The 23216-nt window shown below is 60.0% G+C and carries 23 protein-coding genes; 5 read left to right on the top strand and 18 right to left on the bottom strand.

What is annotated here, in order from left to right:
- Positions 1-58 precede the first annotated feature (58 nt).
- Positions 59-1423 carry an MFS transporter gene (locus tag QZ862_RS19175; RefSeq protein WP_296101396.1) on the bottom strand — a complete coding sequence of 455 codons (1365 nt, stop codon included), beginning with the start codon at positions 1421-1423 and terminating at the stop codon, positions 59-61.
- A gap of 99 nt (positions 1424-1522) precedes the next feature.
- On the opposite strand from QZ862_RS19175, the gene QZ862_RS19170 reads away from it, so the two are divergent.
- Positions 1523-2446, top strand: coding sequence for a MurR/RpiR family transcriptional regulator (locus tag QZ862_RS19170; RefSeq protein WP_296101395.1), 924 nt, complete (start codon positions 1523-1525; stop codon positions 2444-2446).
- Between the two features lie 50 nt (positions 2447-2496).
- Here the strand turns inward: QZ862_RS19170 and pcaF are convergent, their stop codons facing one another.
- Genes pcaF through QZ862_RS19155 form a run of 3 tightly spaced genes read right to left on the bottom strand, consistent with a single transcriptional unit; the run spans position 2497 to position 5133 of the window.
- The gene (gene pcaF / locus QZ862_RS19165) at positions 2497-3702 is read right to left on the bottom strand and encodes a 3-oxoadipyl-CoA thiolase (protein WP_296101394.1); all 1206 of its coding nucleotides are present in this window, start codon (positions 3700-3702) and stop codon (positions 2497-2499) included.
- A gap of 10 nt (positions 3703-3712) precedes the next feature.
- The gene (locus QZ862_RS19160) at positions 3713-4414 is read right to left on the bottom strand and encodes a 3-oxoacid CoA-transferase subunit B (protein ID WP_296078572.1); all 702 of its coding nucleotides are present in this window, start codon (positions 4412-4414) and stop codon (positions 3713-3715) included.
- A complete protein-coding gene (locus tag QZ862_RS19155) occupies positions 4411-5133 on the bottom strand; it encodes a 3-oxoacid CoA-transferase subunit A (protein ID WP_296101392.1) in 723 nt (240 codons plus the stop codon). Before QZ862_RS19155 ends, QZ862_RS19160 begins: the two co-directional genes overlap by 4 nt.
- A 130-nt stretch (positions 5134-5263) precedes the next feature.
- Here QZ862_RS19155 and QZ862_RS19150 point away from each other — a divergent pair, with 130 nt between their 5' ends.
- Positions 5264-6025 carry an IclR family transcriptional regulator C-terminal domain-containing protein gene (locus QZ862_RS19150; protein WP_296101391.1) on the top strand — a complete coding sequence of 254 codons (762 nt, stop codon included), beginning with the start codon at positions 5264-5266 and terminating at the stop codon, positions 6023-6025.
- On the opposite strand, the gene pobA is transcribed toward QZ862_RS19150, so the two are convergent.
- From pobA to QZ862_RS19130, 4 genes are all read right to left on the bottom strand, one after another.
- Positions 6005-7213 carry a 4-hydroxybenzoate 3-monooxygenase gene (gene pobA, locus QZ862_RS19145; RefSeq protein WP_296101390.1) on the bottom strand — a complete coding sequence of 403 codons (1209 nt, stop codon included), beginning with the start codon at positions 7211-7213 and terminating at the stop codon, positions 6005-6007. The genes QZ862_RS19150 and pobA overlap by 21 nt on opposite strands.
- Before the next feature lie 61 nt (positions 7214-7274).
- The gene (locus QZ862_RS19140; protein WP_296101389.1) at positions 7275-8771 is read right to left on the bottom strand and encodes an AMP-binding protein; all 1497 of its coding nucleotides are present in this window, start codon (positions 8769-8771) and stop codon (positions 7275-7277) included.
- 31 nt (positions 8772-8802) lie between these two features.
- On the bottom strand, positions 8803-9642 hold the full coding sequence (locus tag QZ862_RS19135) for a p-hydroxycinnamoyl CoA hydratase/lyase (protein ID WP_296038623.1): 840 nt from the start codon (positions 9640-9642) through the stop codon (positions 8803-8805).
- Between the two features lie 51 nt (positions 9643-9693).
- Positions 9694-11106 carry an aldehyde dehydrogenase gene (locus QZ862_RS19130; protein ID WP_296101388.1) on the bottom strand — a complete coding sequence of 471 codons (1413 nt, stop codon included), beginning with the start codon at positions 11104-11106 and terminating at the stop codon, positions 9694-9696.
- A 134-nt stretch (positions 11107-11240) separates the two neighbouring features.
- Between QZ862_RS19130 and QZ862_RS19125 the strand changes: the two genes are divergently transcribed.
- Together QZ862_RS19125 and mhpT are read left to right on the top strand one after the other, a co-directional pair.
- Positions 11241-11693 carry a MarR family transcriptional regulator gene (locus tag QZ862_RS19125; protein ID WP_296101387.1) on the top strand — a complete coding sequence of 151 codons (453 nt, stop codon included), beginning with the start codon at positions 11241-11243 and terminating at the stop codon, positions 11691-11693.
- 193 nt (positions 11694-11886) lie between these two features.
- Entirely contained in the window at positions 11887-13119 is a 1233-nt protein-coding gene (mhpT, locus tag QZ862_RS19120) for a 3-(3-hydroxy-phenyl)propionate transporter MhpT (RefSeq protein WP_296101386.1), read from the top strand.
- A gap of 252 nt (positions 13120-13371) precedes the next feature.
- On the opposite strand, the gene QZ862_RS19115 is transcribed toward mhpT, so the two are convergent.
- Positions 13372-15273, bottom strand: a complete 1902-nt coding sequence (locus tag QZ862_RS19115; protein ID WP_296101445.1) for a bifunctional sugar phosphate isomerase/epimerase/4-hydroxyphenylpyruvate dioxygenase family protein — start codon at positions 15271-15273, stop codon at positions 13372-13374.
- Positions 15274-15391: 118 nt separating this feature from the next.
- On the opposite strand from QZ862_RS19115, the gene QZ862_RS19110 reads away from it, so the two are divergent.
- Positions 15392-16087, top strand: coding sequence for a TetR family transcriptional regulator (locus QZ862_RS19110; RefSeq protein WP_296038617.1), 696 nt, complete (start codon positions 15392-15394; stop codon positions 16085-16087).
- Here QZ862_RS19110 and aroQ read toward each other — a convergent pair.
- The 9 genes from aroQ to pcaH form a co-directional block, all read right to left on the bottom strand.
- Positions 16065-16502: a type II 3-dehydroquinate dehydratase gene (gene aroQ / locus QZ862_RS19105; RefSeq protein ID WP_296038615.1), complete on the bottom strand. Its 438-nt coding sequence runs from the start codon at positions 16500-16502 to the stop codon at positions 16065-16067. The genes QZ862_RS19110 and aroQ overlap by 23 nt on opposite strands.
- The gene (locus QZ862_RS19100) at positions 16499-17368 is read right to left on the bottom strand and encodes a shikimate dehydrogenase (RefSeq protein WP_296038614.1); all 870 of its coding nucleotides are present in this window, start codon (positions 17366-17368) and stop codon (positions 16499-16501) included. The genes aroQ and QZ862_RS19100 overlap by 4 nt, the downstream gene beginning before the upstream one ends.
- A gap of 56 nt (positions 17369-17424) precedes the next feature.
- The gene (locus QZ862_RS19095) at positions 17425-18183 is read right to left on the bottom strand and encodes an amino acid ABC transporter ATP-binding protein (protein WP_296101385.1); all 759 of its coding nucleotides are present in this window, start codon (positions 18181-18183) and stop codon (positions 17425-17427) included.
- Positions 18184-18194: 11 nt separating this feature from the next.
- On the bottom strand, positions 18195-19034 hold the full coding sequence (locus QZ862_RS19090; protein ID WP_296101383.1) for a transporter substrate-binding domain-containing protein: 840 nt from the start codon (positions 19032-19034) through the stop codon (positions 18195-18197).
- 91 nt (positions 19035-19125) lie between these two features.
- The gene (locus QZ862_RS19085; protein ID WP_296101382.1) at positions 19126-19776 is read right to left on the bottom strand and encodes an amino acid ABC transporter permease; all 651 of its coding nucleotides are present in this window, start codon (positions 19774-19776) and stop codon (positions 19126-19128) included.
- Positions 19777-19786: 10 nt separating this feature from the next.
- A complete protein-coding gene (locus QZ862_RS19080; RefSeq protein WP_113180454.1) occupies positions 19787-20455 on the bottom strand; it encodes an amino acid ABC transporter permease in 669 nt (222 codons plus the stop codon).
- Positions 20456-20772: 317 nt separating this feature from the next.
- Positions 20773-21861 (bottom strand): 3-carboxy-cis,cis-muconate cycloisomerase, encoded by a 1089-nt coding sequence (locus QZ862_RS19075; protein WP_296101381.1) that lies wholly within the window; start codon positions 21859-21861, stop codon positions 20773-20775.
- A 5-nt stretch (positions 21862-21866) separates the two neighbouring features.
- On the bottom strand, positions 21867-22487 hold the full coding sequence (gene pcaG, locus QZ862_RS19070) for a protocatechuate 3,4-dioxygenase subunit alpha (protein ID WP_296038605.1): 621 nt from the start codon (positions 22485-22487) through the stop codon (positions 21867-21869).
- A gap of 1 nt (position 22488) precedes the next feature.
- The gene (gene pcaH / locus QZ862_RS19065; protein WP_296076533.1) at positions 22489-23178 is read right to left on the bottom strand and encodes a protocatechuate 3,4-dioxygenase subunit beta; all 690 of its coding nucleotides are present in this window, start codon (positions 23176-23178) and stop codon (positions 22489-22491) included.
- Positions 23179-23216: the final 38 nt, after the last annotated feature.

The following is a 23216-nucleotide window of genomic DNA, read 5'->3' as shown; positions in this document are numbered from 1 at the left end:
GAACGCCATGCGTCCTATTGGGCGCTCGAAGGACGCTCCATCTTCTTCGATCTAAGCCTCAACGCGCGGCAAACTCTTCCGCCTCGATTTCCTCCAGCGACCGGTTCTTTGTCGGAATGCCGAGAACGAGCACGGACATCGCACCGATGAACAGGATGACCGTCGTCATGCCGAACACACCAGCGAAACCGCCAATCGGATAGACGGCTCCCACGAGGATCGGTGCTGCGATTCCTCCGATACGTCCGATGGCCGAGGCGGTGCCGACGCCGGTGGCACGGATGCGCGTTGGAAACACTTCCGGCGTGTAGGCGTATTCTCCAGCGGCAACGCCATTGATGAAGAAGGAGAGTGTCATGGCAAGCGCGATGACCTGCGTATCACCAGTGGCAAAAGCAAGCGAGAGCGCCGAAACAGCGGCCAACGCCATATAGAGCACGATCGTATAGGGACGACCGATCTTCTCGCAGAACCAAGCGGCTGTGAAGTAACCAGGGATCTGCGCCGCATAGATCAGAATCGAGAAGGAGAAGCTTTTGGTCATGGTCATGCCACGCTCGACAAGCAGGCTCGGGATCCATGTCATGAAGGCGTATATGCTGAAAGTGACCGATACCCAGAGAAGCCAGGTCATGATGGTGATGCGCAGGAAGCGGGGCGACAGCAGCGCCTTGAAGTTAGCCATCAGCGAGGTATTGGGCGTTGCAGAGACCTGCGCCGCAGGTTCCGGTGCAGGCAGAACGATGCCGCGCGCCGCATATTGCTGCTCGATGCCGGTGACGATGTCGTTTGCTTCCTGATGACGCCCCTGGCTTTCCAGCCAACGCGGCGATTCCGTCAAGCCACGGCGCCACCACAAGACCACGACGACCGGCATCGCGGTGACGATCAAAGCATAGCGCCAGCCATCGTCGGAGGCGGGCACGAGCAGATATCCGAGAACCGCCGAAATGACGAAGCCGAAGGAGAAGAAGGCCGCCAGCGAAGCCGTGAAGCGTCCGCGATACTTGGCGCCAACGAATTCGGAGAGGAACGGCGCGATGATCGCCGCCTCGGCACCCATGCCGATACCGCCGACAACGCGCAAGGCAAAGAACTGGTGCCAGTCATTGACGGCAGCACCAGCAAGACTCGCCAGGCAAAAGAGGACGAGCGCCCAGAGCATGACGTTCTTGCGGCCATAGCGATCGCCGATCGCACCGGCAATGAGAGCGCCGATGAGGAAGCCTACATAGGTGCTGCTGGCAAGATAGCCGACCTGAAGGCTCGTCAGTTGCCACTGCGCCCGAAGTGCCGGAAGCAGGAAAGCGATAATGCCCGCGTCCCACGCCTCGAACATGTAGCCCAGCCCGCCCATCATGAGGAGCTTGTATTGAAAGCGCCCGACGGGCAGCCTCTCCAGTCTTGCAGCAGTATTATACATTTTTGGTTCCCACCATTATAGTGTGTCACCTCCGCCGCGTTGCGGATGGTGTGCGCGTCTTTTCGTCGCGCAACATTTTTTGCACGGGAACGATAATTAATGCAATATGCAAAAAACGCTGCAGACGATTTTGCGGGAACGCTAGAGGACTGGCTGCGTCATCTCGATGAGAAATTTTCGCTGACGCCAGCAGCGCACGAGGTGATACAGGCCGTGATCAACGACCCGCGGCACGCCTCTTTTGCATCCGCCGCCGAACTTGCTCAAAAGGCTTCCGTCAACGTTGCGACGATCACGCGGACCGCGCAGAGTCTTGGTTTTTCAGGATGGCCGGAGCTTCGCCAGGAAATCCGTACACGCTTCATGAGCAAGCTTTCGGCACCTGAGGTCAGCGTCGTCCACCAACAGGAAACCGGCAATGAGCGCCCGTTCGATGCGGCTATGAACCGGCAGATCGAGCAACTGACGGCGTTGCGTCGGCGTACCGACCGCAACTCGATCAAAGAGATTGCAAAACTTATTGCAGGCGCAAAACGCAGAATCGTTCTTGGGTCGGGCAGCTTCGCTTCGATTGCCAATATACTCGCGCACCACGCCACGCTTTGCGGCTACCGCATGGAACTGGCGACCGACGGGGTAATGATCGCCAATGCGCTAGGCGATGTGAAGGAAAACGATGTCGTCATCATCTTCACCTTCTGGCGCCTCTACAATTCCGCAATCAGAGCTGCCGCTCAGGCCAAGGCCAAGGGCGCAACCACATGCGTGATCACTGACGCTGCCGTGGATGCGCTGGCAAAAAATGCCGACTATTTGCTGCTGGCGCCAGCAGAAAGCACCTCATTCTACGCGACCGTCGTCCCCGGCATCGGGCTTGCGGAAGCCATCTCTGCAGAGTTGGGCGCGCTAAACCCTCAAATGAGCGCACGCTCCATCGCCGATTTCGAGGAGCAATGGCAACACCAGGACCTGCTCTTCACCAAAACAGCGCCTATGGCTGGGAAGCCTTTTGATCAGCTTTGAAATCGAGCCAGTGCAGGGCGGAGCCGTATTTTGCTTCTTTGTCATCGACGTCAAACCCGCTCAAGAGCAATTGCGATGCCCTGCCCGACGCCGATACACATGGTGGAAAGCGCGTAACGCGCTCCGGACAAGCCCAATTGAAGCGCCGCCGTGCCGGCAATGCGGGCACCGGACATGCCGAGAGGGTGTCCGAGAGCGATTGCTCCGCCGTTGATGTTGACGCGCGGATCGTCATCGGCGATGCCGAGATCACGCAGCGTCGCCAGGCCTTGGGAGGCGAAGGCTTCGTTGAGTTCAATGACGTCGATCTGCTCTTGCGAAAGGCCAAGCCGGGCGAGTAGCTTCTTCGATGCCGGAGCCGGGCCGAAACCCATGATGCGCGGAGGAACGCCTGCCGTTGCGCCACCCAGAATGCGGGCTATAGGTGTCAGTCCGTGCTTTCTGGCGGCGGCTTCCGAGGCGATGATGAGTGCTGCCGCGCCGTCATTGACGCCAGAGGCATTGCCGGCTGTCACCGTCGCGCCCTCGATTTTGTTGACGGGCTTCAGCTTGGCGAGCGCATCGATCGATGTCGTACGTGGATGCTCATCGCGATCGACAAGGATAGGATCGCCTTTCCTCTGTGGCATGCTGACCGGCGTGATTTCTTTTGCCAGGCGGCCATTGGCCTGCGCTTCGGCAGCCTTTGCCTGGCTTCGCACGGCAAAGGCATCCTGATCTTCGCGCGAGATATTGAAGTCGATGGCGACATTATCGCCGGTTTCCGGCATCGAATCGACGCCATATTGCGTCTTCATCAGCGGGTTGACGAAGCGCCAGCCGATGGTGGTGTCATAGATTTCCGCATTACGCGAGAAGGCACAATCCGCCTTTGGTAGAACGAAGGGCGCGCGGCTCATCGATTCCACGCCGCCTGCGATCATCAATTCGGCCTCGCCCGACTTTATCGCCCGAGCGGCGGTAATGACGGCATCCATGCCGGAACCGCACAGGCGGTTGATCGTGGTACCCGTGACAGAAACCGGCAGACCTGCCAGCAGCAACGACATGCGCGCGACGTTGCGGTTATCTTCGCCCGCTTGGTTGGCGCAGCCATAGATGACGTCATCGACAGCCTCGAAATCGACAGTCGGATATTGCGCCATCAATGCTGTGAGCGGCACTGCACCGAGATCGTCAGCGCGGACCGATGATAGGGATCCGCCGAAACGGCCGATGGGCGTGCGGAGATAGGCGCAGATAAAGGCTTCGGTCATGATTTTTTCCTTACAGGTCCGGGACCACAAGGTCGGCGACCTGACCATCGATATGGAGCTTCGCACCCGTCATGGCCTGAAGCTCTTCCATGGTCATGGTGGCAAGCTTCTCCCGGAGAACGAATTTGCCATTCACAATGTCGATAACGGCATGGCTGGTGTAGATACGGGTGATGCAGCCGACGCCGGTGAGAGGAAACGTGCAGCGCTCGACCAGCTTCGGTTTGCCATCCTTGGTGACGTGCTCGGTGATGACCACCACCTGTTTTGCACCATGGACAAGGTCCATCGCTCCGCCCACGGCAGGCACGCCCTTGGAGCCGACACGCCAATTGGCAAGATCGCCATTCTCCGCAACCTGATAAGCCCCGAGAATCGCCACATCCAAATGGCCGCCGCGCACCATGGCGAAGCTGTCGGCGTGATGGAAGAAGGCCGCGCCGGGTTTCAGGGTGATCGCCTTCTTTCCGGCATTGATGAGGTCCCAGTCTTCCTCACCAGCGGGCGGCGCTTCACCGAAGTTCAGGACTCCATTCTCGGTGTGAAAAATCGCCTCGCGGCCCTTCGGCTGGAACTTTGCGACCATTTCCGGAAAGCCGATGCCAAGGTTTACATAGGCACCATCGGCAATATCTTGCGCGGCGCGCCAGGCGATCTGCGCATTGGAAAGCTTGATATCGTCGCGGACGTCGATGCTGGTTGCGTCGCTCATGCGTAGGCCACTCCTGCTCGGATCAGTTCTTCTTCCTGCTGAGGATTATTCACCTCCACGACCCCATCGACGAAGATGCCCGGTGTGATCACCTGCTCTGGATCGATCTCTCCGGGTGTCACGATCTTCGACACCTGCGCGACAGTCTTTTTGGCCGCCATGCACATCAGCGGGTTGAAATTGCGCCCGGCCAGCCGGTAGGTGAGATTGCCATGCGTGTCGCCGAGATGCCCCTTGACCAAGGCTATATCGGCCTTCAACCAGCGCTCCTGCACATAGCTGCGACCATCGAACTCGGCAATCACCTTGCCGTCGGCAAGTTCGGTACCGAAACCTGTCGGCGTATAGAAGGCCGGAATGCCTGCACCGCCAGCGCGAATGCGCTCGGCAAGCGTGCCCTGTGGCACCAGTTCCAGCTCGATTTCGCCGGCGAGATAGCGATCCGTAAAGGCGCGGGGATCGGATGAGCGGGGGAAGGAGCAGATCATCTTGCTGACCATGCCCGCATCGATCATCGCCGCGATACCGATACGACCATTCCCGGCATTGTTGTTGATGACCGTGAGCCCCGACGGTTTGCCTGTCGCCTTGAAGCGATCGATCAGGGCATGAATGAGTTCGATCGGCGCGCCGGAGCCGCCAAAACCCCCGATCATGATTGTTGCGCCGTCGTCGATGTCAGCCACGGCATTCGCCAGGCTGTCGATCCTCTTATCCATATCATTTCCTCCAGCAGCCTTGTCTTTTCCGCCTGAGGCTCAGGTAAATCCCAACGCGGCTCGACATCAAGTCCATTTGTGCGATATATGATATTTGTTCGATTATCGCACATCATTGAAAGGGTGACATATGACTGTGAAGGAACGCGATATGATGGGCGGGCTCGCCAAGGGGCTGAGCATCATCGAAGCTTTCAGCGCCGAGCGACCGAGATTGTCGATTTCCGAAGCAGCAGACATCGCCGAGCTTGATCGCGCGACAGCAAGACGCTGCCTTTTGACGCTGGCCGAACTTGGCTACGCCGCCTATGACGGAAAATTCTTCACGGTCACACCAAAAGTGCTGCGCCTCGGTACAGCTTGTCTTGCCACAATGCCCCTGCCTCGCATCGTGCAACCCTTTCTCGATCAAATGTCGGAAGACATCGGACAAAGCACATCCGTGTCGATCCTTGACGACACCGAGATCGTCTATGTCGCACGTGCCGCCCAGCGTCGTGTCATGTCGATTGCGCTGATGCCCGGATCCCGGCTACCCGCCTATTGCACCTCCATGGGCCGCGTCCTTCTGTCTTCTCTCACAGTAGAAGATCGTCGCGTCCTACTGGAACGCTCGGCGATCACCGCCCGCACACCGATGACACTGACTGATATCGATGCCCTTCTGGCGGAGATCGAAGAGACCGCGGCCCGTGGTTATGCAATAATCGATCAGGAGGTCGAGGTCGGCCTGCGTTCGCTGGCCGTGCCGCTGAGGAACGTGCGAGGTAAGACGGTCGCGGCCCTCAATGTCGGTGTCGCCGCCTCCGCGGGGTCCATGCAGGAGTTGGTCGAGCGCTATCTGCCTACGCTCACTGCGGTGCAGATGGAGTTAAAAGGGCTTCTCGTCTAAGCGCGCCTTCGTTCCTTCCAAAGGCAAACCGACGTAGTTTTCGGCAAAACTCGCCTGTGCCCGCGGTGAGCTTCGCAGATAGCTGAGTTCGGCCACCTGCATCCGCCGCTCGAAAGCCCCCGTTTCGGGGAAACGATGCGTAAGGGTGGTGAACCACCAGGAAAAACGCTCAGCCTTCCAGACGCGCCCCAGTGCCCGCGCCGAGTAGGCATCGATGCCCGCAGCCGAGCGCTCGCTGTAGAACTCCGCCAGCGCCTCGCCCAGCATGGTCACGTCAGAGACTGCGAGATTGAGGCCCTTTGCCCCGGTCGGTGGCACGATATGGGCAGCGTCTCCCGCCAGGAACAATCGGCCATAACGCATTGGTTCGGCGACAAAGCTGCGTAGCGGCGCGATGCTCTTTTCGAAGGAAGGTCCGCGCTGAAGCCTTGCGCCGAGATTGGGTCCGAGACGCACAGCCAACTCATCCCAGATGCGCTCGTCCGGCCAGTCTTCCAGCCGCTCACTCATGTCGCATTGAATGTAATAGCGGCTGCGTGTCATGGAGCGCATAGAGGCAAGCGCAAAGCCACGCTCGTGACTGGCATAGACAAGTTCCTCGCTAACAGGCGGGCGCTCGGTGAGAATGCCGAGCCAGCCAAAAGAATAGACCCGCTCGAATGTGCGCAGCACGTGGCTGGGGATCGCTTGACGACTGACGCCATGGAACCCGTCGCAGCCAACCACGAAATCGCAATCAACCCGGACCTCGCCGGACGGCGTGCTGCAGGTCACGAAAGGCTTCTCGGTGTCTATGTCGTGGAGAGCGACATCGCTTGCTTGGAAGAGGATGTTCAGGCCCCGCGCCTCCGCAGCCTCGAAAAGGTCGCGCGTTACCTCCTGCTGGCCATAAACCGTGACGCAGGCACCGCCCGAGGCTTGTTCGAGATCGATACGGAAATCATCGCCATCGGCGGATAGATGCGTGCCGGAATGGCGCAGTCCTTCCTCGCGCAAGCGCTGATCAAGCCCGAGGCGGGACAGGCAGTCTACCGTCCCTTGTTCCAGAACCCCCGCTCGCACCCGCCCCTCGACATAGGCGCGGGTCTGCCGCTCAATCACCACTGTCTCGACACCGGAGGCGTGGAGGAGGTGGGCAAGGATAAGTCCGGCGGGGCCGGCTCCGACGATAGCGACTTGTGTGCGCATGGTTGTCTCCTAACTGGCTGCGCCATTTGGCGGCGCTGCTCGATGCGGATTTATGGGACGCTCAGGCGAAAAGGCTCTCCCGGAGCTTATTCTTGCGGATTTTACCCGTGCTGGTCCGGGGAAGTTCCGTGACGATCCGGAAGTGCTTTGGCACCTTGAAGCGGGCAAGCCGCGCCTCGCAATGGGCACGAAGCTCGCCCTCGGCGTCTTCGTGTCCCGGCGACAGGATGACGAAGGCATGGCCCGTCTCGCCCCAGCGTGGGTCGGGCACACCGACGACAGCCACCTGAAGAACGGCGGGGTGTTCGGCAAGAACGCTCTCGATCTCGACCGGATAGACGTTCTCACCGCCCGAAATGAACATGTCCTTGCGGCGATCGACGATGGTTACGAAACCATCGGAGTCACGAAGTCCAATGTCGCCGGTGCGTAGCCAGCCGTCCGGGGTGAAGGCGGTCTCGTGCTCCTCCGGTTTGTTCCAGTAGCCGGGCGTGACGTGCGGACCTTTGACGATAATCTCGCCAGCGGTTCCATCCGGCACGTCCCGGTCATCGCCATCGATTATCCGAATGGCAGTGGCAGGCCCCGCTTGACCGACGGCGCCGGCATGAGCAGAGATCAGCGCCGGATCGAGCGGCATGCCAAGGATCGTTCCGGCCTCGGTCATGCCATAGCCGTCCACCATGGCAACGCCGCGCTCGAGCCACCAGCGGATATTGGCGGGCGGGTTCGGAGCGCCGCCGGTGAAAAGTGCGGCAAGCGACCAATTCTCCGGCTGGAAGCCATCAGCGTCCTTCAATGCGGTGGCCATCTGCGGAACGCAGAAATAATGGGTGATGCCGAGAGCGCGGTCTGCAAGCCGGGCATTGGTCACAACCGGATCGAAGCCGGATGAAACGAGCACCGTGCCGCCCTGAACCAGTGGTGGCCAGACCGAGGTCACAAGGCCAATGACATGGAAGAAGGGCGATTCTGCAAGAAAGACAGACTGAGATGTCACCTGCCCTAGCACGCCGAAATTAACCCCGGTGAAGAACAGTGTCTGGGGGGTTAGAATGACGCCCTTCGGCACCCCGGACGTTCCGGAAGTGTAGAGAAGGACGCAAGGCCGGTTGGCATCATGCGGAGAGCCTCGTTCGCCTGCCGCCGCACTTACGCAACGCGCGGTAAACGCTGCGATATCAAGCAGTCTTGCGCCATCCGGCACCGTGAAACCTGCCGACGATCCGTCGACCAGGATCAGCGCGGGGGTACAGTCGATGAGAATAGCATCGATCTCGGCAGCCGCGAGCCGCCAGTTCAGTGGCGTGAAGATAAGGCCAGATCGCAGACAGGCCTGCTGCGCAATCACAAGATCGGCGCAGTTGCGTGCAATCGACGCGAGCCTGTCACCTGGCCCGAGGCCGAGCGCGTCGATTGCGGCTCTTGCCTGCTCGATCGCCCGGTCGAGGCCCCGATAGGTCCAGCGCCTCCCGGACGCCAGATCGACAAGGGCGAGTTTTTCTGGGCGCGCCTGCGCATGCAGGCCCACCGGATCGGGGGCTAGCCAGTTGTGCATGATGTTGGTCCTCCTCCCAGTAAAACCGCTATCAGCTGTGGGTTTTGCTCTTGTCGTAAGAGCCGAGGCCCGGCTTGTATGTCTTCTCGTCGATGAACTGGCGGATGCCTTCCTTGCGACCTTCATTGTCGTAGGAGTTGGCGGCCTCCTGGGCGCGCACGAGATAATCTTCAGCGTCGTCATAGGTCATGACGCCGACGCGGCGCACCGCATCCTTGGTGGCCTTAAGCGCGACCGGGTTCTTGGCCAGCAACACCTTGGCAACCTCGGTCACCCGGCCCTTCAGAGAGGCAAGCGGCAGGCTTTCGTTGACGAGGCCCCAGGAAGCGGCCTTCTGACCGTCGATAGGCTCACCCAGCATGGCGTGATACATGGCCTGGCGGAAGGGCATCAGCTCTACCGCTACCTTGGTTGCGCCACCGCCCGGCAAAATGCCCCAGTTGATCTCGGAAAGCCCAAACTTGGCCTCATCCGCCGCAAAGGCCAGATCGCAGGCGAAGAGCGGACCGTAACCGCCACCGAAGCACCAGCCATTGACCATGGCAATGGTCGGCTTCTGGTACCAGCGTAGACGACGCCACCAGCCATAGCTCTCGCGCTGGCTCTGGCGCACGCCAGCAAGACCCTTGGCCTCGGTTTCGCGGAAATATTCCTTGAGATCCATGCCAGCCGTCCAGGCTGTGCCTTCGCCGCTGAGAACAAGAACACCGACATCCTCGCGGAATTCCAGCTCGTCCAGCACCTCCATCATCCGGCGGTTCAGCTCGGGGCTCATCGCATTGCGCTTTTCCGGGCGGTTGAAACGGACCCAGGCAATGCCGTCCCCTATCTCGACGGCGACGACGTCCGTCTTGCTGCTATTGTCGGTCATAAAATTGGTTCCTTTTGAATGATTTAGTGGCGAGAAAGGCTCGACATGAAATCAGATCGGGAAGCGTCCGGCTTCGGTCTCGACCGTGATCCAGCGAAGCTCGGTAAATTCCGCAATGCCCGCCTTGCCGCCAAAGCGTCCGTAGCCCGAAGCCCCGACGCCGCCGAAGGGCATCTGCGCTTCATCATGCACTGTCGGGCCGTTGACATGGCAAATCCCAGAGCGAATCTGTCGGGCGACCTTCAGGCCGCGGGCCGCATCTCCGGTAAAGACGGCAGCCGACAGGCCGTATTCGCTGTCATTGGCAATGCGGATGGCGTCCGCCTCGTCCTTCGCCCGGATGACCGCGACGACAGGCCCGAAGCTCTCCTCGGAATAGAGGCGCATTTGCGCTGTCACATCCGCAACGATATGGGCGGGAACGAGTACGCCGTCCGACTCGCCCGCCGCAATCACCTTTGCGCCCTTGGCAACGGCGTCGTCGATCAGCCCCTTCAGCTTCTCGGCGGTTTTGATATCCACAACCGCGCCCAGCGGTGCCGCACCCCGGCGCGGATCGCCAGCGGTGAGCGTCCGCACCTTGGCGGCAAATTTTTCAAGGAAGGCGTCAGCCACCGCATCGACGACGATAATCCGTTCCGTCGACATGCAGATCTGGCCCTGATTGAAGAAAGATCCAAAGGCTGCTGCTTTCACGGTCTCGTCGAGATCCGCATCGTCCAGCACCACAAGAGGCGCCTTGCCGCCGAGTTCCAGAACACAGGGCTTGAGATTTTGTGCCGCTCGCATCGCGACGATGCGTCCGACGGCGGTAGAGCCGGTGAAATTCACACGTCGGATAGCCGGATGATCGATAAGCGCTCCAACCACCTCCGCGGCATCCTTCGGCGCATTGGTAACAAGCTGAACAAGCCCGTCCGGCAATCCGGCCTCCGCCAGGGCCTCGACGATCAGGCCATGGGTTTTCGGGCACAGTTCACTTGCCTTAAACACCACGGCATTGCCGCAAGCAAGCGGAGTTGCCAGCGCACGCACACCAAGGATGACCGGCGCATTCCAGGGTGCGATGCCGAGCACGACACCTGCCGGTTCACGGATAGCCATGGCAAGGCAGCCCGGCTTGTCGGAGGGTATAACTTCGCCGGCAACTTGAGTGGTGAGGGAGGCGGCCTCGCGCAGCATCGATGCGGCAAGCATGACGTTGAAGCGCGCCCAGGCCTCGGTCGCACCGATCTCAGCCATCATCGCCGCCACAAAGGCGTCGCCCTTTGCACTCACGGCATCGGCAGCTTTCAAAAGCGCAGCGCGGCGCGCATTCGGCCCCTGGGCTGCCCAGGCCGGCATAGCGCGCGCGGCCGCATCGACTGCAGCGCGGGCCTCATCAGGCGTTTGCGCCGGCGCTTCGCTAGCTACCTCGCCGCTGATCGGATTCATGCGTCGAAACAGGTTAGATGTCGATGTCATGGTGTCTCCTCCCTGGAGCGTTCAAGGCTCCCGACCTTAAACATTGCTATGTGAAATAGCGATTTACTGCTATATCCCATAGCGATATGAAACTGACAAGAGGCAATTTTTACGAATTTTAAAAAGGGCGAAGCGTGAAAGCGAAGGTGCGGGACATTGAAGCGGTGAGAGCGCCTGTTATGGACGACCTTCTCGGTTACCATCTGCGTCGAGCCTCGATCCTCGATCTGGCGGGTTTTGCCGAGGCGCTGGGCGACGAGATCAAGCCCATTCCTTTCACGGTGCTGTGCCTGATCGATGAGGCCCCAGGTATCACCGCCGCTGAGATCGGCCGGCAGGCGCGGCTGCAGCGGGCCAATCTCGCACCAATCCTTGCGCATTTCGACACCCAGGGATGGATCGAACGTCTCGCCGATGATGAGGACCAGCGCATTCAGCATCTGCACTTGAGTGAAACAGGTGCTGAGGCCGTCGCCGAATGGCGCGCGCGTGTCATGGCGCAGGAGGAACGTACATTCAGTGCGCTGACGCCAAGAGAACGCGAAGTGCTGCGCCAATTATTGTCGCGCATCTGGAAGGGCGCGTGACGCCATCCGAACGGGCGGAAAGCACGGTTACAGTTTTAGCCATCGCCTTAGAGCGGCGGCTTTAAAGGGAACGAGCCCTTACTCGCAGAGGACGGGCTTGGGAGGACTGCGGGAGATATCGCTGAGGCAGCGTCAGACGCAGGCCGAATGAAAGCATGATTGCCGCTGAGGCGGCCTTTGGGAGGAGAATATCATGACGAATGCCACGCATGTTCATGCGGGGACGGGAACGCGCGCGCTCGTGCTTGTGTTTCTCGCCGCGATTATCGAAGGCTTCGACCTTCAGGCCGCGGGTGTTGCCGTGCCGAAACTTGTTTCCGCCTTTGGGCTTTCACCGTCACAGCTGGGCGTTTTCCTCTCATCGGCAACCTTCGGATTGGTGCTCGGCGCGCTGTGCGGGGGAGTGATCGCCGATCGCTTTGGACGGCGCAACGGCCTTGCCCTGTCGCTGGTCGTCTTCGGCCTGTTTTCGATCGGCACGGCTTTCTCCGATACGTTCGAGCATTTGGTTGCGATGCGGTTTCTGACCGGCGTCGGCCTTGGCGGCGCGCTGCCTAATCTCATCGCCATTGCCGCTGAATCCGTTGCGCCCGAGCGGCGCGGCAGGGCAGTCGCGATCATGTATGCAGGCGTGCCGCTTGGTGGCGCACTCGCCAGCCTCATCGCCCTACTTGGCCTGCATGACGACTGGGGCTCGATATTCCTGGTGGGCGGCATCTTGCCGTTGCTGTTGGTCCTGCCGCTCCAACTCATGATGGGACCGTTCCGCGTGACACGCGATGCCAAGGTACCTGCGCGTCGTCGCGACGTGCTGATGGCGCCAGGCGCACTGCCACAGACGCTGCTGCTCTGGGCCGCCTTCTTCTTCGGCCTCATCGTCGTCTATCTGCTTCTTAACTGGCTGCCGCAGATACTCGTTTCACTTGGCTTTGCCCGTGAAACGGCGTCGACAGTGCAGATCGTTTTCAATATCGGCGGCGCAGCCGGTGCGATCCTCGGCGGGCGGCTGCTGGACGGCAACAGACCTGCCTTTTCCGCAGCACTCTGCTTTATCGGGCTGATGCTGGCGATCACGTCTCTTGCCATGTTGCCCGCGGGCAATGTCGCGGCGGCGCTGGCGGCTGGCACTTTTGTCGGCGCGACGGTCATCGGCGTGCAGGCGCTGCTCTATGGTATCGCCCCACAATGCTATCCGAGTGAAGTGCGCGGTACTGGTGTCGGCCTTGCCGTTTCGGTCGGTCGGCTTGGCTCGATCGTCGGGCCTCTCGTCGCTGGTTGGCTCCTGGCAAGCGGCATGGGTCCGCAGCAACTTCTCTACACGCTGCTGCCCATCGCGGCCATCTGCGGCACTACCACCGTGATCCTCATCCTGCACCGTAGCGGGAAGACACGGGAGGAGATGTCAAGACGCCTGGGCCAGGCTTGATCGGATCGCAAACCTTGCCGCGTAGAGGTTGGCGTCCTTAGCAATCAATAAATATCTTGCCTCGATGAGGAGTGTGATCTCGCAAGAGATGTGCTCCTCATTGGCATTTGCCGCACAGCATCCTCGATAGCACTGCGATGTCAAAGCATCGTTCCAAGCTGCAATGCCGTTCTCTACCAACTCCGGTGCGATACACCACGATCCGCGTCACCGCTGGCACCGCGGTGTCTGTGTGTTTGCAACAAGAAACGACTATAGCTTCGGTAGGCCCTCCGGTCGCAGTAGCCGACGCTGGGCGGCAATGCGGAACGGCGCGTTCATGGCGCCATATCCGTTATAGGCGCCGCGTCGCTCGATGATTTCGAAGAAGAACCCTTCGCCGAAAGTGCGGCTATAGATCTGGAAATACTCCCCGCTTTCGTCGCGGTCGTAAAGGATGCTGGCGGCACGGAGCGCATCGGAAAAATCCGGCTCAAGACCGAAGCGCGCCTCGAGATCGTCATAGTAGTTTCGCGAGATCGGCAGCGCCTGGAAGCCTGTGGACTTCAGGGCCTCGGCAGTCGCAAAGATGTCGTCACTGGCAAATGCAATATGTTGGATACTGGTGCCGAAGCCTTCGGCAAGGAACTTGCCCGCAAAGGTCTTACGGTTCTCCGCGCCGTTCATGGTCAGGCGGAAAAGCGGTCGCGGCTCGCTTTCGACCGCCTGGCTTCGCACCAGTCCGCCCGGATCGACGACGTCGACCATCGGTGTGCGGCGGGTCGAAAAGATCGACGTGTAGAATAAAAGCCACGTCAGCATCTCGTCGTAATGGGTTGTCTGGGCAAGATGATCGATACGGGTCAGATGCGCAGTGGGCAATTCTGCTCCATCGACCAATGGCTCGAACTCGCTCTCCCAGATTCCGGCGAGCGGGGCATGATCATCGAGGAAGTAGATGACGCCGTTGCCGACGCCCTGAATGCCGGGCACCGCGACCTCGCCGGGCTTCCGCGGCTCGGAAAAGACAGGCGCGCCGAGTGCGCTAGCACGGGTAAGCGCTTGCTCGGCATTATCGACCTTGAGGCCAAATGCATAGGCATTAGTGCCATGTACGGCATAGGAAGCGCCAGCAAAGCTATCGCCACTCTCATCCGTATTGATCAGGATGCGGATATCGCCCTGCATGTAGAGATCGACAGCGCGGTTGCGGTGCCGGGCGGCGCGTCGGAAGCCCAGAGTTTGCAGAAGATCGATGAGGGTCTGCTGTTCCTCGGGCGCCGAGGTGAACTCGACGAACTCCACCCCTTTTGCCTCGACCCGGTCCGGCATGGCCGGCATGGAGAGGCGGATATCGGGCTCACGGCGGCGGACGCGGTCCATAAGATTGACGAGTGAACGATGCCCATCCTCGGCCAAGGCGCGCGCCGATCCGCCACGGAACTGGTCGTTGAAGATTTCGAGGGAGAGCGGGCCGTTATAGCCGGTGGCTGCCACAGCACGCATGAAATCGACGACAGGCAGATCGCCCTCGCCCGGCATGTTGCGGAAATGGCGGCTCCAGTAGAGGAGGTCCATGTCGAAGAGTGGCGCATCGGCAAGCTGCACGATGAAGATCTTGTCGCCGGGAATGGAGCGGATCGAATTGGGATCGATCTTGCGGGACAAGGTGTGGAAACTGTCCAGGATGATGCCGACATTCGGGTGATCGGTCCGCCGCACGATTTCCCATGCGTCGCGATGGTCGTTGATGTGGCGTCCCCAGGCAAGCGCTTCATAACCGACACGCACACCATGCCGAGCGGCCATCTCCCCGAGTTCGTGGAAATCAGCTGCTGCCCGGTCTATCCCGCCAAGCGAGATCGGCGATACATTCGAGCAAATCAGCATAAGATCAGTGCCAAGCTCTTGCATGATCTCGAACTTACGCTCCGCCCGCTCGAAGGCGCGGCTGCGGTGAGGCTCCGGCATGCCTTCGAAATCTCGAAACGGCTGGAAAAGCGTGATGTTCAGACCGTAGTCGCGCACGATCTTTGCCACCTCGCGTGGCGAGGCATCATAGGTCAGAAAGTCATTCTCGAAGATCTCGACGCCGTCAAAGCCAGCACGGGCAATCGCTGCCAGCTTTTCAGGAAACTCGCCGCTGATCGACACCGTCGCCATCGACGTGCGCATCATTACGCTTTGCTTGTCTGTCTGGTACTGGGCCATATTGCCTTACCTTTCGTGTTTATGTACGAGTTGGTTAATATGGAACGTGGAAAAACGCGGATGCAAAGCATCCGGGGGAAACATGACGAGCACCGCGACGACCACTGAGGGCAAGAAGGCGCGTCCGGCAAAGCGCGATCCGGAGGGCGTGCGGCGCGACATACTGGCGGTCGCGATGGAAGAGTTTTCCCAGAACGGTCTTTCCGGGGCGCGGATAGACGAGATCGCAGCACGGACGAAAACGTCCAAACGCATGATCTATTATTATTTTGGCGACAAGGAAGGCCTGTACCAGCACGTTCTGGAAGAGGCCTACAGCAAGGTGCGCGGCGGCGAGAGCAATCTGGCACTGGATCATCTCGACCCGATGGCCGCGCTCGACGCACTCTGTCGCTACACCTTCGAGCATCACCGCCGCAATCCGGCCTTCATCCGCATGGTCATGATCGAAAACATCCATCACGGCCGGCATGTGCAGATGTCGAAGACCATCCGAAGCCTCAACCGTCCCGCCATTGCCGCGCTGGAGGCGGTGCTGAAGCGCGGTCAGGAGAGCGGTGTTTTCCGTGAAGGGATAGAGGCACTGGAGCTCCACTGGCAGATCAGTGCGCTGTCCTTCTTCAACGTCTCCAACGCTCCGACCTTCTCCTCCATCTTCGGCGAAGACCTTTTCACACCGCAAGCGCAGCAAACGCTGGCGCGCCACGTGGCTGAAATGGTCCTGCGCTACGTGGTGAGGCCACAACATATCGACGCTATAGGGTCTGACGAGCGATGAGATGGCGAAGCGCCACGCAGTAGCCGTCGATACCGAGACCCGCGATGACACCATCGGCGCGCATCGATACATAGGAGTGGTGGCGAAACACCTCCCGCTTGTGGATGTTGGAAATATGGACCTCGATCACCGGCGCCTCATAGGCGTTCAGCGCATCGAGGATGGCAATCGACGTGTGACTGAAAGCGCCAGGATTGATGACGATGCCGGCAGCTTTGCCGCGTGCCTCGTGGATCCAGTCGATCAACTCGTATTCCCGATTGCTTTGGGCGAAGAAGAGCTCATGACCTGAGGCCGTCGCTACGGCGCGACACGCCGCATCGACATCGGCAAGCGTCTCGCGGCCGTAAATTTCCGGCTGACGCTGCCCGAGCAGATTAAGGTTCGGTCCGTTGAGAACGAAAAACAGGCTCATGCAGCCGCCTCCGCTTTAAACATTTCGGCAAAATGGGCGCTCATCCGCTCCGCATCCGGCTCACGCCCGCAGAACAGCCGGAATGCACCGACAGCCTGGAAAATCGCCATGCCACCGCCCGGCAGGGTCTGACAGCCCTTCCCTGCAGCGGTCTCGATCAGCCTGGTGATGAGCGGCATATAGACGATATCCGCAACCCAGTGGCGCGGCATAATCAGACCAGGATCGACCGGAATGCCGGGATGGGCCGGCATACCAACAGGCGTCGCGTGAATAAGGCCATCGGCATTGCCGAGCACGGCTGCTGGCGTTTTAGCTGGCATCGCCCGGCCCTCGCCAAAGCGGATGTTGAGGTCGTGCGCAAGCCGCGCCGAACGGTCGACGTCTTGGTCGAAGATATCTAGCCTGCCGATGCCGAGTTTCAATGCGGCATGGGCGACCGCAACGCCGGCGCCACCTGCACCGATCAGCAGCGCCCGGTCGCGCCGGGCATTCGGCAGACCGCGCTGGAAGCTTTCATAAAAACCGTACCAGTCGGTATTGTGACCGATGCGCTTGCCATCTTTGAAGACGACGGTGTTGACGGCGCCCAGCATGCGGGCATCCTCGGAAAGCTCGTCCAGATGGGCAATCACCGCCTGTTTGAAGGGATGAGTGATGTTGGTCCCGGCAAAGCCGCGGGCTTCCAGTTCCGCCAGAAGGTCGGGCAGCGCGGTCTCTGTCACATCGCGAACATTGATGTCCACGAGTTCGTAAGTATAGTCGAGGCCGTGCGCACGGCCCTCGCGCATATGGAGCGCCGGCGATTTCGAAAGCTGGATATCGGCGCCGATAAGGCCGACCTGATAGGCGGTTCGTTCTGTCATGGATCTGGACCGTTTATGCGGCGTGAAAGGCGCGGCGGGCCATCCCGCCGCTTGCTTCAGTGATGCGCTAAGATTTCACCGAGGAAGATGCGCGTGCGCTGATGTTTTGGATCGCGGAAGAAGTCCTCCGGCGGCCCCTCCTCGATGATCTCGCCCGACGCCATAAAGACCACGCGATCGGCCACCTGGCGGGCAAAGCCCATTTCATGGGTCACGCAGATCATCGTCATCCCGTCGCGGGCAAGGCCGATCATCGTATCCAGCACTTCCTTGACCATTTCCGGGTCGAGCGCCGAGGTTGGCTCGTCGAAGAGCATCGCCTTCGGCTTCATGCAGAGTGCGCGCGCGATTGCCGCACGCTGCTGCTGGCCGCCGGAGAGCTGGGCGGGATACTTGTCGGCCTGATCGAGAATGCGCACGCGAGCAAGATATTTGCGTGCGGTTTCTTCAGCATGCCCTTTGGAGAGCCCCTTCACCCGCATGGGCGCAAGCGTGCAGTTTTCCATGATGGTCTTGTGCGGGAAGAGGTTGAAGCTTTGAAACACCATACCGACCTCCCGACGCACGGCATCGATGGCACGGGCAGAATAGGTCAGCGTGGTGCCTTCGACGGTGATCTTTCCCTCCTGGATTTCCTCCAGATGGTTGATGCAGCGGATCAGTGTCGATTTCCCGGAGCCGGACGGGCCGCAAAGGACGATCTTCTCGCCTTTGCGAACCGTCAGATTGATATCCCTTAGGGCATGGTAGGCTCCATACCACTTTCCGACGCCCTCAAGGGCAATCAGCGGAGCCTGGACGGCGGATTGCGGCATGGAAACCTCCCTTACTTCACGGTGAAGGGGACGTCAGGCATGGATTCCGGGAACTTCGGAACCTCGCGCTTCATCCACTTGGTATAGATCGCCTGCAACTCGCCATCGGTCTTGATCTTTTCGAGGAAAGTGTTGATGGCCTGGTTCCAGTCCTTCTCGCCGGGACGGGTGCCCGCGCCGTTGTAAAGGGTCGTCAGGTCGAACTTGGATTCGTATTTGCCCGGTGCTGCAGCGTTCAGACGATCACCATAAAACTGGTTGCCGCCTACGGCCTCGACCTGACCGGAGACGATCGCCTGAATATTGGCGGCATCGTCGTCGAAGCGCAGAATGCTTGCCTTGTCGCCTGCGCCCGCCGTGATGGCGGTGTCCATGGCACTCGACTTCGGTACCCCGACATTCAGTCCCTTCAGATCGTCAAAACCGGCAATCTTCTTGTCCTTGGGCCCATAGACCGACAGAACGTTGCCGGCATAGGGCTGCGAATACTGGATCGTCTTGGCGCGCTCCGGCGTCATGCCCATCGTTGCGAACAACACGTCGACCTTACCGGTCATGAGCGCCGGAATACGGTTGGCAACGGCGAGCGGTACGAACTCGGCTTCAAGACCGAGGCTTTTGGCGAAGGCTTTGCCAATATCCGCGTCTAGGCCATCCTGGACCCCGCTAGAATTGACGAAGCCCCAAGGCGAGTTGTCGCCCTGAATGCCAATAACAACCTTGCCCTTGGCTTTGGCCTCCTCAAGCGTGCCAGCCGCGGCATCGACCGGAGCCATGAAGGGCAGAGCGGCAGCGGCGGCCATGAGCGCAAGTACGCTGCGGCGACCGAAAGTCATGCTGGATTTCATCATATTCTCCTCCTTGTAAACTGATGAATGCATGGTCACGAAAGTAGATCTCCTCCACCATCGACCGGAAAATCGACGGGTCTTTCACGACGCTCTATCGAGCGGCGGTCTGAAGGCGTTTCTCGACGCCAGCACCCCAAAGAGAGAGCGGCCAGCAGATCAGGAAATAGATGAGGCCAACGATGGCGAAGACGGTGAGCGGGCGGAATGTCTGGTTGGAGACGATCTGGCCGGCGCGCGACAATTCGACAAAGCCGACGATGGCAGCAAGCGACGTGCCCTTGATGAGCTGCACCAGGAAACCGATGGTGGCCGGCAGCGAAATGCGCAACGCCTGCGGCAGGACCACGTCCTTCATGATAGACCTGTAATGCAGGCCAAGCGCGCGGGCTGCTTCCGTTTGGCCCTTGGGAACGGCCTGTATGCCACCGCGCCAGATTTCACCGAGAAACGCGCTTGCATGCAGTGTGAAAGCAATGGCGACTGCAATCCAGGCATCGATATTGAAGCCAAGCAGAGCCACGCCGTAATAGACCACGAAGAGCTGCATCAGGAGCGGCGTCCCCTGAAAGACAGCGATATAACCAGCGGTTGCCCGACGCATCGACGGGGCTTCGGCGGTGCGGGCCAAGGCCACGAGAAGCCCAAAGACACCACCACCAGCAAAGCCGATCAAGGTCAATGCGATGGTCCACTTCAGGCCTTGCATGAGGAAGAACAGTTCGTTGGGGCCTATGCTTGCCATGATCGTCTCCTCACTTGACCGGGTAGCTGAAAGAGATGCGCGAGATGAGACCAAAGACGCCCATCATCAGCGAGGAAATCACGAGGTAGAGCAGCGTGATGGAGAAATAGACCTCGAAGGAGCGGAAGGTATCGGCCTCGATCTTCTGCGCCACGGAGGTCAGCTCGTAAGCTGCAATGGACGTACAAACGGAGGTCGTCAGCGTCAGCATAATGAACTGGCTGGTAAGCGAGGGATAGACCGCCCGCAACGCAGGCTTCAGAATGATGTGGCGGAAGATCTGCGCGCGACCGAGGCCAAGCGCGAGCCCTGCTTCCACCTGCCCCTTTGGGACGGCATCCACACCCCCGCGAATGATTTCGATCGCATAGGCGCCACCATTAAGCGCCAGCGCGACGATGGCCGTCACTGTCGGATTAAGGCGCAGACCAAGCTGCGGCAGGGCAAAGAAGATAAAAAATATTTGGACCAGGAAGGGCGTGTTGCGGATCAGCTCTACGAAGCCGATGACGAAGCCGCGCAACAGCTTAAAACGCGACCGACGCGCCACAACGCCCAAGACCCCGATAATCGTTGCCAGCGACATGCCGGCAATCGCAAGCCCAATGGTGGCGAGACACGCGACGAGCAGCTCGGGAAGGCGATCGATGACCGCCGAGAAATCGAGACTGTATGACATGGTTCCTCCGCAACCTTCCGGTTAAGGCATTAGCCCGCCGTTCGGTCGTCTCCCGTTCTCCGCACTTGGGCTTTGAACGCTCCCTTGTTCCTGCCGGATAGTGTTTCAAGAAGAGCTCTCCCAAGCCTCTCCAGATCCGACACATGAATGTTTGTACCAGTTAGTTCATTTTAAAGTCAACGCTCAAGGAGAATGAAAATGCAGCTTTCACGACTGATTTTCGGAGCGATTTTGTTTCTATTTATTCAATGATTCCAATGCATCATGAACCATGAAGCAGCACGCAGCGATTATGCTCCAACACCCTCAATCGCAGGCTATTCCTCGGCTGTGATGCCTTTGTTCTCTCCAGGCTCTCGCCCGATGCGTCTGATGTCGCCTAGCAGTCGGCGCGCAGTCCGTAGCGCGGAGGCGGTCGCCAATACCATGGGCGGCAGCGTCATCCACTCTAGCATCCAGGCGGCACCCGAACGCTCCTGCTCATGCACCAGCGACTGATGAAGCGCCGAAACTTGCGTTGCGTTGAAGCGCGCCAGCGTGACCAGCAGTTCCGCTGCAACCGGATTCTGCTTGTGCGGCATGGCCGAAGACCCGCCCCCACCAGCAAGACTTATCTCGGTGCCCGCTTGGGCGAGCAGGGCGATGTCCTGCCCGATCTTGCCGAGGCTGCCGGTGACAAGCGACAGGAGCCCCGCGAACTCGGCGATCATATCACGCTGGCTGTGCCATTGCCCACGGTCGTGAAGGCCAAGACGGGCGGAAAGTGCAGCCCGCAAGGCCGGCCCATCGTTCCCAAAGCGTTCGAGCGTTCCCGCCGCGCCGCCGAACTGCACGGTAAATCCATCGGTGGCAAAAAGAGCGAGCCGGGACTGGGTGCGTTCGAGCGGCGATCGCCAGGCGCCGATTCGGTCGGCGGCCTTTATCTCGATTGCGGCCTGCATCCGCGTATGCGCCATCAGCGGCTTATCACCGTCGCTCTTCAAAAGTGCGTCGAGATCGCCAATCACCTCGCCCAACCGAGCCTTGATGATGTCGTTCGCCGCCTTTAGTCTCACCATAAGGCTGGTATCGATGACATCTTGGCTGGTCGCGCCGAAATGCACTTTCTCCGCAGCCGCTCCACCGACCGCCCCGCGCATCTGGCGAATGAGCGCAGGAACGACCACGCCATCACGCGCAGTGCCCTCAGCCAGCCCGGCCATGTCTGGCACGAAGCTGCCAAGCGCGGCGTCGATCGTTTGGGCAATATCGACGGCGAGAATTCCGCAATCTGCCTCGGCCAGTGCCAGCGCCCTCTCGAAGCGGATCATTGCAGCAATATCGACCTCTGCGGAAAACAGCGCAGCGATCTCGGCATCGCCGAAGAGGCCGGAGAGGAAAGGATGATCGAAGGGCGAGAGGCTCATGGCGGTCAGATATCGAAGAAAACGGTTTCGCCATCGCCTTGCAGGCGAATGTCGAAGCGATAGGCATTCTCACCATCCGCCTTTGCGATCAGCGTTGGAACGCGGTCCTTGTGCTCGATGCGGGCGAGCACCGGATCGGCTGCGTTTGCTGCACCCTCCTCGGGGAAATACATTCTCGTATGCAGACCGATATTGATGCCGCGCGCGACAATCCAGAAGGTGATGTGAGGCGCCATGAAGCGTCCATCCTTGTATGGAACGCGGCCGGGCTTGATCGTTTCGAACAGGAACTCACCGGTATCCATATCGCCTGGTGAGCGGCCCCAACCGGCAAAATGCGGGTCGGCGGCGCCAACTGTCTCGCTCGGGCTGTTATAGAGCCCTTGAGCATCGGCCTGCCAGATCTCGACCAACGCATCCTTCAGTGCATAGCCGCCGCCGTCGGAGACAGTGCCGCGAATGGTGATGCGGGTGCCGGTGGCCTGATCGTCATAGAGTTTGCCCGAGCCGAGATCGCGCTCGAAGACGCCGTTGATGCCAACGAAATTCGGTGTGCAACCGATATGGACGTATGGACCCGCCGTCTGGGAGGCGCTTTCTTTCAGATAGTCGAGCGGCTGCACCATGTCAGTTCCCCTCCGGGCGGTTCTCGAAGAAGGTGGAGCGGCGCCCACGCAACACGATGTCGAACTTGTAGGCGCGCATATCCATGGGAATGGTCGCATTCATATCGAGTGGCGCGATCAACCGGCGAATGGCATCCCCATCCGGGATCGTCTTGACGATCGGACAACGCCAGATGAGCGGATCGCCCTCGAAATACATCTGGGTAATCAACCGCTGCTGAAAACCATGACCGAAGACGGAGAAATGAATATGGGCCGGACGCCAGTCATTCACACCGTTCGGCCACGGGTAGGGACCGGGCTGAATGGTCTTGAACCAGTAATAGCCATTCTCGTCGGTGATGGTGCGACCGACACCGCCGAAATTCGGATCGACGGCGGCGAGATAGCTCTCCTTCTTGTGGCGATAACGCCCACCGGCATTGGCCTGCCAGAATTCCAGAAGCGCGCCGGCAACGCCGGCTCCCCGCTGGTCCAGCACCCTGCCATGCACGAGGATGCGCGGTCCGATGGGCATTTCGCCGGGCTTGGCGTAGTTCAGGATCAAATCGTTATCGAGCGGGTTCAGCAACCCATGGCCAAAGACCGGGCCGGTGATTTCACTCTTGGTGCCCTCGAGCGATATCAGCGCACGCTGCGGCGAGCGCAAAATCGAGGTCTTGTACCAGGGCGTATAGGCCTGCGGCTGCATCTCCCGATCACGGGCAAAGAAGGGGCCGGTTTCCGGAG

The organism is uncultured Agrobacterium sp. (assembly GCA_913777615.1).
Taxonomy (GTDB): Bacteria; Pseudomonadota; Alphaproteobacteria; order Rhizobiales; family Rhizobiaceae; genus Agrobacterium.
The sequence above is the reverse complement of the archived record's forward strand: the minus strand, read 5'-3'. Positions and strand labels throughout refer to the sequence as shown.

Coding starts and splice junctions, on each gene's coding strand:
- QZ862_RS19175 (WP_296101396.1), bottom strand. CDS start 1,423: ATGTATAATACTGCTGCAAGACTGGAGAGGCTGCCCGTCGGGCGCTTT.
- QZ862_RS19170 (WP_296101395.1), top strand. CDS start 1,523: ATGCAATATGCAAAAAACGCTGCAGACGATTTTGCGGGAACGCTAGAG.
- pcaF (WP_296101394.1), bottom strand. CDS start 3,702: ATGACCGAAGCCTTTATCTGCGCCTATCTCCGCACGCCCATCGGCCGT.
- QZ862_RS19160 (WP_296078572.1), bottom strand. CDS start 4,414: ATGAGCGACGCAACCAGCATCGACGTCCGCGACGATATCAAGCTTTCC.
- QZ862_RS19155 (WP_296101392.1), bottom strand. CDS start 5,133: ATGGATAAGAGGATCGACAGCCTGGCGAATGCCGTGGCTGACATCGAC.
- QZ862_RS19150 (WP_296101391.1), top strand. CDS start 5,264: ATGACTGTGAAGGAACGCGATATGATGGGCGGGCTCGCCAAGGGGCTG.
- pobA (WP_296101390.1), bottom strand. CDS start 7,213: ATGCGCACACAAGTCGCTATCGTCGGAGCCGGCCCCGCCGGACTTATC.
- QZ862_RS19140 (WP_296101389.1), bottom strand. CDS start 8,771: ATGCACAACTGGCTAGCCCCCGATCCGGTGGGCCTGCATGCGCAGGCG.
- QZ862_RS19135 (WP_296038623.1), bottom strand. CDS start 9,642: ATGACCGACAATAGCAGCAAGACGGACGTCGTCGCCGTCGAGATAGGG.
- QZ862_RS19130 (WP_296101388.1), bottom strand. CDS start 11,106: ATGACATCGACATCTAACCTGTTTCGACGCATGAATCCGATCAGCGGC.
- mhpT (WP_296101386.1), top strand. CDS start 11,887: ATGACGAATGCCACGCATGTTCATGCGGGGACGGGAACGCGCGCGCTC.
- QZ862_RS19115 (WP_296101445.1), bottom strand. CDS start 15,273: ATGCGCACGTCGATGGCGACGGTGTCGATCAGCGGCGAGTTTCCTGAA.
- QZ862_RS19110 (WP_296038617.1), top strand. CDS start 15,392: ATGACGAGCACCGCGACGACCACTGAGGGCAAGAAGGCGCGTCCGGCA.
- aroQ (WP_296038615.1), bottom strand. CDS start 16,502: ATGAGCCTGTTTTTCGTTCTCAACGGACCGAACCTTAATCTGCTCGGG.
- QZ862_RS19100 (WP_296038614.1), bottom strand. CDS start 17,368: ATGACAGAACGAACCGCCTATCAGGTCGGCCTTATCGGCGCCGATATC.
- QZ862_RS19095 (WP_296101385.1), bottom strand. CDS start 18,183: ATGCCGCAATCCGCCGTCCAGGCTCCGCTGATTGCCCTTGAGGGCGTC.
- QZ862_RS19090 (WP_296101383.1), bottom strand. CDS start 19,034: ATGATGAAATCCAGCATGACTTTCGGTCGCCGCAGCGTACTTGCGCTC.
- QZ862_RS19085 (WP_296101382.1), bottom strand. CDS start 19,776: ATGGCAAGCATAGGCCCCAACGAACTGTTCTTCCTCATGCAAGGCCTG.
- QZ862_RS19080 (WP_113180454.1), bottom strand. CDS start 20,455: ATGTCATACAGTCTCGATTTCTCGGCGGTCATCGATCGCCTTCCCGAG.
- QZ862_RS19075 (WP_296101381.1), bottom strand. CDS start 21,861: ATGAGCCTCTCGCCCTTCGATCATCCTTTCCTCTCCGGCCTCTTCGGC.
- pcaG (WP_296038605.1), bottom strand. CDS start 22,487: ATGGTGCAGCCGCTCGACTATCTGAAAGAAAGCGCCTCCCAGACGGCG.
- pcaH (WP_296076533.1), bottom strand. CDS start 23,178: ATGCAGCCGCAGGCCTATACGCCCTGGTACAAGACCTCGATTTTGCGC.